This window comes from Azospirillum sp. B2RO_4 (genome assembly GCF_051124815.1).
Taxonomy (GTDB): domain Bacteria; phylum Pseudomonadota; class Alphaproteobacteria; order Azospirillales; family Azospirillaceae; genus Azospirillum.
In genome coordinates, this window is record NZ_CP118489.1 from 472189 (window position 1) to 485920 (window position 13732).

Genomic DNA, 13732 nt, shown 5'->3' on the forward strand with positions numbered 1-13732 from the left:
GACGCTTGACCGGACGGCGCATTCGCCCGCTCCGGTCTTGCTGTTCCTTCCTGATACGCAGCGGCGGGAGGGATTCGTCGGGGGGCGGCGAAGATTTTTTATGGAGTGGCGTCGCTCATCGGGTCATCGCGGTCGTTTGCCAGGATCTCCGCCGCAAGGGCTTCCTCGTAGCGATCCAGATGCCGGGAGATCGCGGCCTTGAGGGACTCGAGGTCCGTGGGACCGGCATCGACCAGAGCCGTCAGGCCCGGGTCGGTGCGGGGCAGGCGCGCCGGCAGCAGATGGGTCCGGAGTTTCTCGTAGGAGAGGTATGGATTCTCCTGTGTCGCGGCGGCGAGGATTTCGCCGATGGTCCTGCCGCGTTCGAGGAAGGACCACAGATCGAACAGGTCGCGCGACGTTGTCCGGCGCAGGATGAGCTGTGACTTGAGGACGAAAATGCCGTCCGGCGGCATCACCGTGACGCAATTCAGGCGCGCCGGCTCCAACGCGTAGGGCTGCCGCCGCTTCGGCGAATGGTCGGCAAAGAAGGTCAGCTTGACGCCGGTGGCTGACCCACCATGCCGGCAGAGCCAGTCCTGTTGGGTGTCGGCAAGGTCGTCGCCGTCATTCTCGGCATAGATGCGCGCCATCTCGTCGGAAATGTCGGAGATCAGCCAGCCCTGGACATCGAGGCGGTCGAGAATGGTCCGGCAGGCGTCGCGCGGCAGGTTGGTCCCCGTGATGGCGAAATCGAGATCCTCGCTGCGGCGGTGTCCCCACGTCAGCGCCAGAGCCGTGCCGCCGATCAGCGTGAACCGGCCGATTTCCGGAATGGACGCGATCGCCTCAAGCAGCCGCTTGGTTTCGTCCGGCAGACAGTCGACGCGCAGCATCCCGGAACCCCTTTTCGATGTTGTCCAGGCGATGCCGCCACTCCGACGCCAGGACGGGCGGGACGTCCTTCTCCGCTTCGAGGTCGTTCAGGACGCGGCGCACCCGGCCGACGCCGTAGGCTTTGCAAAGCCGGGCGACGTCCCTGAAGGTCGGCCGGGCAAGCGTCATGGCGATCAGGTGGTCGGGGTCGAACCTGCCGCCCGGATTGCTCCAGGCCCGGTTGAAGGCAAGACGCGGCTCCCCTTCCGGCAGGACGCGGTAGAGGCCACGCTGGATGGGTTCGAGCTTCTCCGCGGCGACGAGTTTCCTCAGCGCGCGGCTGACCGTCGATGCGGAGCCGTAGCGCCCGACCAGAGTACCCGACGCGACCGTCGCCACGCCGCTGCGGTGCAGGTCGTGGAGAATCCGCATCGGCAAGGTTCCGTTCATCGGCGCTGCCACGATTTGACATCCAACGAAAATATCCGGTGAAAATCAATATGATGGCTTGAGCAGTCCGAGTCAATGGACCGGCTGCCTGCGCCCGGCCGGTGTGCGCCGTCACGGCGCCGGTGGCGGCCCCCCGGTGATGAGACTGCCAGCGGGATGAGATTGTCGCTGCACATACGCGAATAGGTATTGAACTTGATAATCATTTGCATTATGAGGGCTTCTTACTGCGAATGATTCTTATTCGTGCTGGGGGCAAGCAAGTGCAGAAACGGGTTGAGGGCGGCCGGGTGTCGCGTGGGGCGGCGTTCGGCGCCATTGTGCTGGGCGGTCTGATGGTGCCGGCGGTGGCGGGGGCGCAAAGCGTCGGGGGCCAGAGTGCCGGGGGGCAGGGCTCCGATGGTGCCGCGCTGCAGATACCGGCGGTGACGGTGACCGGGCAGGGGGAAACGGCGCTGTCGCCGGTGACCGGCTATGTCGCCAACCAGCAGGCGACCGGCACCAAGACCGACACGCCGCTGATCGAGACTCCGCAGTCGATCTCGGTCATTCCGGCCGACCAGATCCGCGACCAGAACGCCCAGACGCTGAATCAGGTGGTGCGCTATACCGCCGGCGTGACGGCGGAGACGCGCGGCGCGGTGGCGACCCGCTATGACCAGCTGAAGGTCCGCGGCTTCGACGCCGACACCTATCTTAACGGGCTGAAGCTGCAGTCGCTCTATTACGCGGCGTCGCAGGTCGACCCCTATCTGCTGGAACGGGCGGAGGTGCTGAAGGGCCCGACCTCCGTGCTGTACGGGCAGTCGCCGGCGGGCGGCCTGATCAATCAGGTCTCCAAGCGCCCGACCGCCACCGCGCTGAACGAGGTCGGGGTCGAGTACGGCACCGACAACCACTGGCGCGGCACCGCCGACTTCTCCGGTCCCATCGACAAGGACGGCAAGTTCCTCTATCGCCTGACCGCCGTCGGCCTGAGCGAGGACGGCCAGATCCGGATGACGGAGAACGAGCGCATCGCCGTCGCCCCGTCCTTCACCTGGAGGCCGGATGCCGAGACCAGCCTGACCCTGCTGGGCTTCTACCAGCACGACCCGAAGGGCAACTCCTATGGCGGCATCCCGCCGCAGGGCACGGTGCTGTCGAACCCGCTGGGCAAAATCCCGGTCGATTTCTATGACGGCGATCCGAATTACGAGAAGTTCGACCGCCGTCAGGCGTCGGTCGGCTATGCCTTCGACAAGAAGCTGAGCGACGTCTGGACGGTGCGGCTGAACGGGCGCTGGCTGAACGCCAAGGTCTCCTACGACAGCCTGTACGCCAACGGCCTCGCGCCCGACTACCGCACCCTCTACCGCGGCATCGCCACCTCGCGGGAGGAGATGAACAGCTACACCTTCGACAACCAGATCGAAGGGCGCTTCTCCACCGGGCCGGTCGGCCACACGTTGCTGGCGGGCGTCGATTACCAGCGGCTCGACGGGCATTATGCCGCCGGCTTCGGGCTGGCGCCGTCGATCGACGTGTTCAACCCGGTCTACGGCATCGCCGTCACCCCGCCGGCAACCAACCGCACCGACATCGACGGGCGGCAGACCGGCGTCTATCTGCAGGACCAGATGCGGCTCGGCGGCTTCATCCTGACGGTGGCCGGGCGGCGCGACTGGGCGAAGACCACCTCAAGCTCCGCCTTCGGCAGCAGCACCCGGTCGGATCAGGCCTGGACCGGCCGCGCCGGCCTGACCTATGTCTTCGAGAACGGCATCGCGCCCTATGTCAGCTATGCCGAATCCTTCACGCCCAGCAGCGGCGTCGATTTCGCCGGCACGCCCTTCAAGCCGGAGGAAGGCACCCAGTACGAGGTCGGCGTGAAGTACCAGCCGCCGGGCATGAACAGCCTGTTCACCGCGGCCGTGTTCGACCTGACCCGCAGCAACCTGACGACCAGCGATCCCGCCCACCCCGGCTTCTCCGTCCAGAGCGGCGAGGCGCGGTCGCGCGGCATCGAGCTGGAGGCCAAGGTCGGCGTGACCAAGGATCTGGAGCTGATCGGCACCTACACCTACCTCGACACCAAATACACCAAGGACAATGACGGGCTGGAGGGCAAGCGTCTGCCGGCGGTGCCGCGTCATCAGGCGTCGGCCTGGGCGATGTACCACATGCCGGAAGGCACCGCGCTGACCGGGCTCGGCGTCGGCGCCGGCGTGCGCTTCACCGGCAGCACTATGAACACGGCCAACACCTTCAAGGTGCCGTCCTTCACCCTGGTTGACGCCACCGTGTCCTACGATCTGGGCGCCCTGTCGCCGAAGCTGCAGGGGGCCGAGGTCACCGTCAACGGCAAGAACCTGTTCAACAAGGAGTATGTCGCCTCCTGCTATTACGGCGAGTGGTGCGCCTACGGCTATCAACGGACGGTGACCGCCGGCCTGCGCTACCGCTGGTAAAGCGCTCGTGCCGTCCCTCCGTCCCCATTGGCAAAGGAAGCCGTCATGACGCCTGCGAGCCTGCGGGGCTGGCGCCTCGTCCACCGCTGGACCAGCCTGATCTGTTCGGCGAACCTGCTGATCCTCTGCGTGACCGGGCTGATCCTGGTGTTCCACCACGAGATCCAGCATCTGATGGGGGAGGAGCTGGACAGCAGCTACACGGAGGGGCAGGCCCGCCTGCCGCTCCAGTCGCTGGTCGACATCGCGCAAAAGGCCGATCCCAAGCTGGAGCCCAAGCTCTTGTCCTTCGACGCGGAGGACAAGGCGGTCAGCTACATCTATCTGGGCAAGCCGGAGGAGAGCGGGTTCGATCTGGGGCGCTGGGTGGTGCTGAACGGCTTCACCGGGGCCAACCAGATGCTGAAGCAGCCGACGGAGACGCTGGTCGGCTTCCTCCTGAAGCTGCATGTCGACCTGTTCACCGGCTTCGCCGGGCAGATGTTCGTCGGGGTGATGGGGCTGCTGTTCGTGGTCAGCACGGTCAGCGGGCTGGTGGTCTACGGCCCCTTCATGAAGAAGCTGGCCTTCGGCATCCTGCGCTTCGGCCGGGGGACGCGCATCGGCAACATCGACCTGCACAACCTGTTCGGCGTGGCGACACTGGTCTGGGCCTTCGTCGTCGGGCTGACGGGAGCGATCCTGTCCTTCTCGCCGCTGATCACCGGCTATTGGCAGAAGACCGAACTGGCGGCGATGACCGCCCGCCATCCCGAGCCGATGACCGGAAGCCCGGTGTCGATCGACCGGGTGGCCGAGGCCGGGCTGGCGGCCTTTCCCGGCAAGGATCTGGCCTTCATCGCCTATCCCGGCAACGAATATGCCGGCAGCCGCCATTTCAGCGTGATGGTGCGCGGCCACACCGAACTGACCCAGCGGCTGCTCAGCGTCGCGCTGGTCGATGCCGAGACCGGCGTGGTGGCGGAGACCGCCGGCACGCCCTGGTACATGACGGTGCTGATGCTGTCGGGGCCGTTCCATTTCGGCGATTACGGCGGGCTGCCGCTGCAGATCGTCTGGGCGCTGTTCACCATCGTCACCGGCGTGGTGACGGTGACCGGATTCATCGTCTGGCTGAAACGGCCGCGGGCGCGGACAGCGTCGGCAGGACGCGGGGCGTCCGAGGCCAAGCTGGGGAGCAAGGCATGATGGGCGTCTGGCGCATTCCGGCCGCGCTGGCCGTGCTGTCCGTCATCGGGCTGGCCGCCGCCATCCTGGGCGACGGGGTGTGGGACTGGCTGTGCTGGGCGACCCTGTCGGTGCCGCTGGTGGTCTGCGCCACCAAGCTGTGGCGGCAGTGGCCGTCCTGATTTGCGAACGGGTTCAGCCGATGCCGTTGCGGCCCGGCGACAGCACGCCGGCCGGGTCGCCAATCGCCCGCAGTTCGGTCAGCAGGGTCGCGGCCGGTGATCGGCGCAGCGCTTCGGGAATCGGCAGGCCGTTCGCCAGCCGGTAGGGCGCGAAGCCCTTTTCCAGCGCGGTTCCGATCAGATCCCGGTAGGCGGCGAGGGCGGCTTCGTCCGCACCCGGCATCATCCGGTCGAAACCCAGGGTGAAATAGGTCAGCAGACAGCGGAAGCCGTTGGACTCGATCCCGACATTGAGGTCGATGCCGGCCAGTTCCAGCCGGTCGCGCGCCCAGGTCAGGTAATCGGCCAGCGCCTGGAACTCGAAGGGGAAGGCGAGGCAGAGCCAGATCAGGCCGCAGCCGTCGCGGTCGGGATCGGCCGCCGCGAGGTCGGGATGCCGGTCCTTGCGCCAATAGACCGTTCGCAGGTTGCGCCCGTCCGGCACGCCCAGCCAATCCTCGAACCCCTCGATCCAGGCGCCGTCGCGCCGGGCGATGTCCAGTTCCACCGTCTGGGACACCGCGGCGAAGCGCCGGGACAGGCGGCCGGCGCGGGCCTCCAGCACCTCCGGCGATTCCGCGCGGATCAGGGCGGAGGCATGCCACTCGTTGAGGGCCGCCGGGGCGAGCCGGTCGGTCGGGATGCCGGCGCGGACATCGTCCAGCGCCAGCCATTTGATGCCGTTCCACAGGGTCAGCGAGCGGTCGGGCAGGGATTGCTCGCGCTGGCAGTCGCGCCACAGATCCAGGAAAGCGGGCAGGGCGTCGAGGCCGCCGATGTCGACCGACAGGATGGCGAGGTCGCTGGGCATCGCCTCCAGCCGGATGACGGCGCTTGTCACCACGCCGAGGTTCGACTGGCTGAACAGCCCGTCGATCAGCGGCCCGGCCGGCGCCGGGTCGAGCCCGACCGTGCGGTCGGCCCCCAGCGGTCCGCAGCCGGTCCGCAGCCGCCGTCCGTCCGGCAGCGCGACCTCCAGCTCGCACAGCGAGGTCCAGCGCTCGCCCATGCTGCCGTCGCCGCGGTCCAGCGCGTTGGCGAGCGCGCTGGCCTCCGCCGGGCCGCCGATGACGGGGACGAAGAAGCGGTCGGTTCGCTCCGCCAGGAAGTCGGCCAGCGCCCGGAAGGTCACCCCGGCCTCGACCCGCACCAGCCCGCGCTCGCCATCGAAGCCGGAGATGCCGTCGAGCCGCCGGAGATCGAGCACCACCGCCCCGTCCCGCGTCGGCGCCCGCGACCCCAGCCCCCAGTTGGCGCCGCGGCTGACCGGATGGACCGGCAGACGGTGCCGGGTGGCGACGGCGAGGCAGGCGGCCGTCTGCTCGGCATCGGCCGGACTGACGATGGCCGACACCCGGACATCGGGCGCGAAGGTGCGCCGCCCCCAGTCCTGGCGCTCCGCCTCCGCGGTCCGGACATGCTTTGGCCCGACGATGCGGCGCCAATCCTCCAGCGCGTCGGCGGGCGGTTCGCTGGCGGCGGGCGAAGCGGCAAGGAGGGTGGACGGCGTGGGCATTTTGGGGCGGTCCCGATGCGGTCGTCGTGGCGGCGGTATGGTGCATGGTGACAGACTGCATACCGGGGAAGGCATCCCGTTTTCATGGTATGGCGATTTGCCACTGCGCCCCGCTATGATGAATTCCGAATCGAAGATTCGATCCGACAGTCCGCATGGGGTCGCCACAGTGGATCAGGCACGATCGGCCGCCGGGACCGGCGGCGTCATCTCCGTGGTCCTGGTGGAGGACGACGCGCCGACCCGCGACTTCCTGGCCGCATCGCTGGCCGCGGGCGAGGGGATCCGCCTGCAGGCGTCGGTCGGATCGCTGGCGGAGGCGCGCGCGGCGCTGGAGACCGGCCGTCCGGGCGTGCTGGTGACCGACCTGAAGCTGCCCGACGGCCATGGCAGCGACCTGATCCGCGAAGTGCGGCAACGCATGCCGGAGACCGAGATCATGGTGATCTCCGTCCTGGGCGACGAGCCGTCGGTGATGCAGGCGGTGCGGGCCGGCGCCTCCGGCTACATCCTGAAGGACGCGCGGCCGATCGACCTGATCGCGGCGATTCACGACCTGACCAACGGCCGGTCGCCGATTTCCGCCTCCATCGCCCGCCACATCATCCGGCAGACCCAGACAACTCCGCCCGCCTTGGCGGAGGAGGCGCCGCCCGCCCTGACCCCGCGCGAGATGGACATCCTGTGGGGCATCGCCAAGGGCTTCACCTACAACGACATCGCCGCGCGGCTGGGCATCAGCCGGCAGACGGTTCCCAGCCACATCAAGAACATCTACCGCAAGCTTGAGGTTAATTCCCGGAGCGAAGCGGTCTACACTGCGGTGGAGCGGAGAATCATCAAGCTGTCGGACTGACGCCTTGAGGCGAATTTGAGCCAGCATATCGCCGGGTTGCCGGCGTCAGGCCCGTCCCTGCCGGGGCGCCTGCGGGCATGGCTGAGAGGCCGCGGCCCGCTGCTGCTTCTGTATTACGGGTTGGCCGCGATTCTCGGCCTCGTGCTGGTGACGGCGACCCCGGAGATGCCGGAGGGCGGATTGGCCGTCGCCGAGGCGACCTTCGCCCCGGTGGCGATGGAGACGGACATGGACAGTCCGCCGCCCGGGACGATGCCGCCGGGGGCCGCCGCCGTCCCGCTGCCCTACCGCTGCAAGGCGGTTGGCGATCCTGTCGGCTGTTCCGGCCTGTTCCGCCTGACTTTCAATTACGATCCCGGCCATTACGAACCCGGCAGCGAGGGCCGCGACGGGGAGCGCTGGTCGATCTATGTGCCGATCCTGTCCGGGCGCGCGACGCTGTGGCTGAATGGGGCGCTGCTGGTCGACAGCGGGACCATCCAGTCCGACGTGGTCGTCAACCAGTCGCTGCCGCTGATCCAGCCGATTCCGAAGCCGCTGTTGCGGGACGGCGAGAACAGGATCGACGTCCGCATGGCGGCCTGGAGCCAGTCCGGCGGCTTTCTCGACACGGTGGTGGTCGGCCCCGACCGTCTGCTTCGCCCCGCCTTCAGCCAGCGCGAATGGATGATGGTCACGCTGCCGCGCCTGCTGGTGGCGTGGCAGGCGGCCCTGTGCCTGTCGCTGCTGATCGTGTGGGCCGGCCATCGCGACGAGCCGATCCATCTGGTGATGGGCCTGATCCTGGGGCTGGGCGTGCTCCAGGGCCTGCCGATGTTCGGCACCGAGCCGAGCGGCCTGGAGCGGCTGTTCCGCGTCCTCAACTTCGCAGGCCAGTGGCAGGGGGCGCTGCTGCCCTTCGTGATGTCCCGTCTGGTCGGGCGTGAACTGGCGGTTCCGCTGCGCTGGCTGCTGGTGATCCCGGCGGTGGTCGCCGGCGCGTTCCTGCTCGCGGCAGTCGATCCGCCGACGCTGCAGCCGTGGTTCGCGTGGCTGTGGCTCGTCCTCGTGATCCCCTGGGCGGTGGCGATGCTGGGCTGGTCGGGCTGGATCGTGCTGTCGGCGGCGATCCGGCGCAACCATGCCGCCGCCCAGCTCGTGCTCGGCGGCCTGATCGTCATCGCGCTGATGGCCGGCCACGACATCCTGGCGGTGACCGGCGTTCTCGACCTGCGGGTGCCGTCGATGACCCGCTACATGGCGCCGCTGCTGATGACGGTGATCAGCGCGACGCTGATGTGGCGGTTCGCCAAGGCGCTGGGCGAGGTCAGCCGCTTCAACGACGTCCTGCGGCGCGAGGTGGCGACGGCGGAGGCCGAGCTGCGGGCCAGCTTCGCCCGCGAACAGGCGCAGACCCGCGCCGTCGCGCTGGAAAGCGAACGGCTGCGCCTGACCCGCGACCTGCATGACGGGCTGGCCGGGCAGCTGGTGTCGATCGTCGCCCAGTGCGAGCTGCCGCAGCATGATTACCGCCGCATCGGCGCGGCGGCCCGGCAGGCGCTGGACGACCTGCGGCTGGTCGTGGCGTCGCTGGACGACGTCGGCAACGATCTGGGCATGATGCTGGCGCAGTTCCACGAGCGCATCGGTCCCCAGCTGCAGGCGCAGGGGATGGAACTCGACTGGCAGATGGCGCCGCTGCCCGACATCGAGGGGCTGAGGTCGGAACATGCCCTGACCCTGTTCCGCATCCTGCAGGAGGCGGTGACCAACGCGGTGCGCCATTCCGGCTGCCGCCGGGTGAGCATCGTCATGGCGCCGGCACCGGACGGTTCCCCCGAGAGCAACGGCCGGTTCGCGGTCCGCATCGTCGTCGGGGACGAAGGCTGCGGCATTCCGGACGGAAGCGCCGCAAGGCCCGGCAAGGGGCTGAACAACATGCGCCAGCGCGCGGCGTCGCTGGGCGCCGAGCTGACCCTGGTCACCGGCCCGATTGGTACCCGCGTCGTCATCGATCTGCCATTCCGCCTGCCGGACTTTTAAAGCATCCGATAGAACAGGCATCGACCGGGCGCCACCATACCTTGCGAAAATCCCGGTTTCGTCAGATCTCCCATAAACATGGGATTACCTCGAACGGTTAGCACCCATACAAAGGATTTGGCGCAAACTTTGCGCGGATCCCGGCGGCGACCAATGCTGGGGCGAATGACTTCCGATCATCCAATAACCAGGGATTGCAGGCATGAGCAAGACGCAGGCGGCGATGGTCGAAATTTCCGATGACGAGCTTCTGGTGGTGGTGGGCGGAACCGGCTCGACCAACGCCCAGTCCGGCCATGCGCAGGAGGATGAGAACGGCGTCAGCGTCAGCGTCGGGGTCGAGGTCGCCAGCGCGTCGGGCAGCGTCGGCGTTTCCACCTCCTCCACTCACGACATCGGCGGCGCCACCGTGACCACCGAGGTCGGGGCCGGCGCCAGCGGGTCGGCCGGCGTCACCGTCGGGTCGGGCGGCGTCACCGCGACGGCGGACGGCTTCGCCGGCAGCCAGGGCAGCGTGACGGTCACCAACGGGCCGGTCACCCAGACGATCAGCTATGAGGCCGGCGTCAGCGGCAGCGCCAGCGTGTCGGTGTCCTATACCGGGGTGGAAGGCTCGGCATCCGGCTCGGTCGGCGTTTCGGTGACGACGGAGACCACGGCCGGCGGCAATGTCGGCCATGGCGTCACGGTGGAAGGCACGGTCACCCAGACCATCGCGGTCGGTGCCGGCGCAGAAGTTTCCGGTTCCATCGGGGCGGGTGGCGTCCATGGCAACCTCGACACCTATGCCGGCAATTATGTGGAGGTGACGGCCTCGGTCACCGCCGGCAACAACGACGTCAGCAGCACCACCACGGTCGGCGTCATCGATTCCGGCTCGGTCGGTGCCGGCACCGAGGTGACGGCGGCCTATTCCGACGGGCATGTCACGATCGGGCTCGGCGCCACGGCGGCCATCGGCATCGGCGGTGTCACGGTGGGCCAGGAGGTGACGGTCAACACCGCTCCGCTGGAACATGCCGGCGCCCAGGCGGTGACCGCGGCCACGCCGGCCGTCACCGACGCCGCCCACACGGTCGCCAACACCGCGCAGTCGGTCGCGACCACCGCGGCCCCGGCGGTGACCGATGCGGCGCACACGGTGTCCAACACGGCGCAGAATACCGCCAACACGGTCAGCAACACCGCGCAGAGCACCGTTCACGACGTGTCCAGCACGGCGCAGAGCACCGTCAGCAGCGTGTCGAACACGGCGAAGAGCGTCACCAACTCCATCAAGAAGAAGATGAAGAAGTGGTGATGTCGGACGGCATCGCGGCATGAGCGACAGCGCGACGGCGGAACGGCAGGCGGAACGGCCGGCAGCGGCGACTTCGCCGGCCGGCGGCGGCGGGCCGGCCGCTTCCGGCGGCAGTACCGGCAAGGACGGCGGCAAGGCGAGCTTCCGCGCCGAGGCCGCGGAGGCCGCCACCTCCGTGTCGCAGGTGGACGATGCGCTGGAGGTGGTGCGTCCGCCGGTGCTGGCCTTCTGCGTCACGCTGGCCCTGCTGGTCGTCGGCGTCGTGGTCTGGGCGTCCTTCACCGACGTGCCGATCAAGGTCACCGGGCAGGGCATCCTGGTCAGTCCGGGCGGCGTCATCGACGTGGTGTCGGAATCCAGCGGCCGGATCAACGACATCCGCTTCAAGCCGGGCGACGTGGTCCACCCCGGCGACGTGGTGGCGCTGGTCGACCAGAGCGAGCAGAAGCTGCGGCTGGCGGAGGCCGAGGGCGAGTTGCAGGATGCCATCGCCGCCCGCGACGACATGCAGCGCTTCCAGGAGCGCGACCTGCACGCCGACGAGGTCTGGCGGCGGGCGCGCGAGCAGGCGGTCAACGGCAACATCGCGTCGCTGCAGGAACGCCAGCGCATGATGACCGAGCGCGAGGAGCTGGTCCGCCAGCTTGCCGAGCGCGGACTGATCACCCGCGACCGCGCCATCTCCGCCAAGATCGAGCTGTTCACCATCCGCTCGGACCTGGAGGCGCAGCGCAACGAGCTGCAGACGATGACGCTCGACGCCGCCCGCCGCCAGACCCAGCGCGAGAAGGACATGCTGGCCGCCGAGCAGCGGGTGGCGACTGCTTCGCGCGCGGTGGAATCCGCCCGCGACCGGCTGAAGCGCTATGCCGCGGTGCTGTCGCCCTATGGCGGCCGGGTGGTGGAGGCGAAGGCCAACATCGGGCAGGTGGTGTCGAGCGGGGCGCCGATCGTCAGCATCGAGCGTGACGGCGCGCTGGCCGGGCAAGGTGGCGATCTCGTCGCCCTGGTCTATGTCGGGGCGCAGGACGGCAAGAAGCTGCGCCACGGCATGGAGGCCGACGTGTCGCCGGCATCCGTCCGCAAGGAGGAGCACGGCCACCTGATCGGGCGGGTCGACCGCGTGGCCGATACCCCCGCCAGCAGCGTCGGCATGCTGCGCACCCTGCAGAACGACGCGCTGGTCGGCGAATTCCAGAAGACGCTGCGCACCCCGTTCGAGATCATGATCCGGCTGGACCGCGACCCGGCCGGCGCATTGCGCTGGTCGACCGGCAATCCGCCGAAATTCTCGATGGATGGCGGGACGCTGGTGTCGGTGGAGATCACCGTGCAGAAGGTCCGGCTGATCGCGCTGGCCCTGCCGATCCTTCAGCAATGGCTGCGGCTGGATCTGACCGACGTGGCGCCGCAGGCGGATGCGGGCAAGATGCCCGCAGGGGCGCCGGCGGCGTCCGGGGCCTGACGATGCGCACCCCGTCGATCCTGCAGATCGAGGCGGCGGAATGCGGCGCCGCGGCGCTTGGCATCATTGCCGCCCATTACGGCCGCTGGTTGACGCTGGAGGATCTGCGCGAGCGCTGCGGCATCTCGCGCGACGGCAGCCGCGCCGCCAATCTGGTCCAGGCCGCGCGCGAACTGGGTCTGCAGGCCCGCGGCGTCCGCACCGAACCGGAGGGGCTGCACGGACAGGCCGGGCCGATGATCCTCCATTGGGGAATGGACCATTTCCTGGTGCTGGAGGGGCGGCGCGGGCGCTGGTGGTATCTGAACGATCCGGCGCGCGGCCGCCGCCGCGTCGACGATGCCGAGTTCCGCCGCCAGTTCACCGGCATCGCCCTGCTGATGGCGCCGGGTCCGGAGTTCCGCAAGGGCGGTTCCGCCCCCAGCGCGCTGCGCGGCCTCGCCCGGCGGCTGCGCAAATCCTGGGGGGCGGTGTGGTTCGCCGCCGCGCTCAGCCTGCTGCTGGCGATCCCCGGCATGCTGTTCCCCGCCTTCCGCCAGATCTTCATGGACAGCGTGCTGGTCGGCGGGCTGGCCGACTGGATGACGCCGCTGATCGGCGCGATGCTGATGGTCGGCGCGGTCACGCTGACCTTCACCTGGCTGCAGAAGAGCGTGCTGCACCGGCTGGAGACCCGTCTGGCCCTGCTGGGCGGCATCGGCTTCATGGAGCGGGTGCTGCGGCTGCCGATGGGGTTCTTCGGCCAGCGCGGGCCGGCGGCGGTCGCCGACCGCATCATGCAGAGCGACCGGCTGGCCGAACTGCTGGCCGGCGAGATCGGCGGCTGCCTGTTCGCCATCCTGACCGCGCTGACCTATCTGGCGGCGATGGCCTTCTACCAGCCGGCGCTGGCGCTGGTCGCCGTGGTCGCCGCCGCCAGCCTCGCGCTGGCGCTGGCGTTGCTGTCGCGGCAATTGGAGGAGGGACAGCAGCGCCTGCTGAACGAGACGGCGCAGGAGGGCGCCGACGCCAAGCAGGGGCTGCGCATGATCGAGACCTACCGCGCGGCGGGGGCGGAGCGGCTGCTGTTCGAGCGGCTGGTCGCCCGCCATGCCCGCGTGCTGAACATCCGCCAGTCGCTGATGCTGCGCCGCGCCGTGCTGCGGCTGCTGCCGGCCTTCGTCGGCGGGGTGGCGTCGGCCGCCGTGGTCACCGTCGGCGGCGGCATCGTCGCGGAAGGCGGCATGACCATCGGCGCCATGATGGGATTCATGGTGCTGATGTCGGCCTTCCTGGCGCCGGTGTCGCGCCTCGTCCAGCTCGGCGCCCGCATCCAGGAGGCGCGCTCCTATCTGCGCCTGCTCGACGACACCATGCAGCATCCCATCGCCGAGGAGTTCCGGCAGGCGCAGCCGCAGCAGGCCCCCGCCGTGCTGCGCCGGCTGACCGGG

General features: G+C 69.0%; 10 protein-coding genes and 1 pseudogene. 8 read left to right on the forward strand and 3 right to left on the reverse strand.

All coding sequences use genetic code 11. The annotated features are described in order from the left end of the window. Positions 1 to 98: 98 nt before the first annotated feature. On the reverse strand, positions 99 to 875 hold the full coding sequence (locus PWS46_RS25770; RefSeq protein ID WP_434623775.1) for a nucleotidyl transferase AbiEii/AbiGii toxin family protein: 777 nt from the start codon (positions 873 to 875) through the stop codon (positions 99 to 101). Further along, positions 829 to 1287, reverse strand: a complete 459-nt coding sequence (locus PWS46_RS25775) for a hypothetical protein (RefSeq protein WP_434623776.1) — start codon at positions 1285 to 1287, stop codon at positions 829 to 831. Before PWS46_RS25775 ends, PWS46_RS25770 begins: the two co-directional genes overlap by 47 nt. A 281-nt stretch (positions 1288 to 1568) precedes the next feature. On the opposite strand from PWS46_RS25775, the gene PWS46_RS25780 reads away from it, so the two are divergent. The 3 genes from PWS46_RS25780 to PWS46_RS25790 are packed head-to-tail and all read left to right on the forward strand — an operon-like array spanning position 1569 to position 5104. Beyond that, on the forward strand, positions 1569 to 3755 hold the full coding sequence (locus PWS46_RS25780; protein ID WP_434623778.1) for a TonB-dependent siderophore receptor: 2187 nt from the start codon (positions 1569 to 1571) through the stop codon (positions 3753 to 3755). A gap of 45 nt (positions 3756 to 3800) precedes the next feature. Further along, a complete protein-coding gene (locus PWS46_RS25785; protein ID WP_434623780.1) occupies positions 3801 to 4943 on the forward strand; it encodes a PepSY-associated TM helix domain-containing protein in 1143 nt (380 codons plus the stop codon). After that, positions 4940 to 5104 (forward strand): hypothetical protein, encoded by a 165-nt coding sequence (locus tag PWS46_RS25790; protein WP_434623782.1) that lies wholly within the window; start codon positions 4940 to 4942, stop codon positions 5102 to 5104. Before PWS46_RS25785 ends, PWS46_RS25790 begins: the two co-directional genes overlap by 4 nt. 13 nt (positions 5105 to 5117) lie before the next feature. Here the strand turns inward: PWS46_RS25790 and PWS46_RS25795 are convergent, their stop codons facing one another. Next, on the reverse strand, positions 5118 to 6659 hold the full coding sequence (locus tag PWS46_RS25795) for an FAD-binding oxidoreductase (protein ID WP_434623784.1): 1542 nt from the start codon (positions 6657 to 6659) through the stop codon (positions 5118 to 5120). Between the two features lie 169 nt (positions 6660 to 6828). Here PWS46_RS25795 and PWS46_RS25800 point away from each other — a divergent pair, with 169 nt between their 5' ends. From PWS46_RS25800 to PWS46_RS25820, 5 genes and pseudogenes are all read left to right on the forward strand, one after another. Next, positions 6829 to 7515, forward strand: a complete 687-nt coding sequence (locus tag PWS46_RS25800) for a response regulator (RefSeq protein WP_434623786.1) — start codon at positions 6829 to 6831, stop codon at positions 7513 to 7515. Between the two features lie 15 nt (positions 7516 to 7530). Continuing rightward, positions 7531 to 9537 (forward strand): ATP-binding protein, encoded by a 2007-nt coding sequence (locus PWS46_RS25805; protein WP_434623788.1) that lies wholly within the window; start codon positions 7531 to 7533, stop codon positions 9535 to 9537. Positions 9538 to 9739: 202 nt separating this feature from the next. Next, on the forward strand, positions 9740 to 10837 hold the full coding sequence (locus PWS46_RS25810; RefSeq protein ID WP_434623789.1) for a hypothetical protein: 1098 nt from the start codon (positions 9740 to 9742) through the stop codon (positions 10835 to 10837). 19 nt (positions 10838 to 10856) lie between these two features. Then, a complete protein-coding gene (locus tag PWS46_RS25815; RefSeq protein WP_434623791.1) occupies positions 10857 to 12302 on the forward strand; it encodes an NHLP bacteriocin system secretion protein in 1446 nt (481 codons plus the stop codon). A gap of 2 nt (positions 12303 to 12304) precedes the next feature. Continuing rightward, positions 12305 to 13525 (forward strand): annotated as a pseudogene (locus tag PWS46_RS25820) (cysteine peptidase family C39 domain-containing protein); the annotation flags it as partial. Positions 13526 to 13732: the final 207 nt, after the last annotated feature.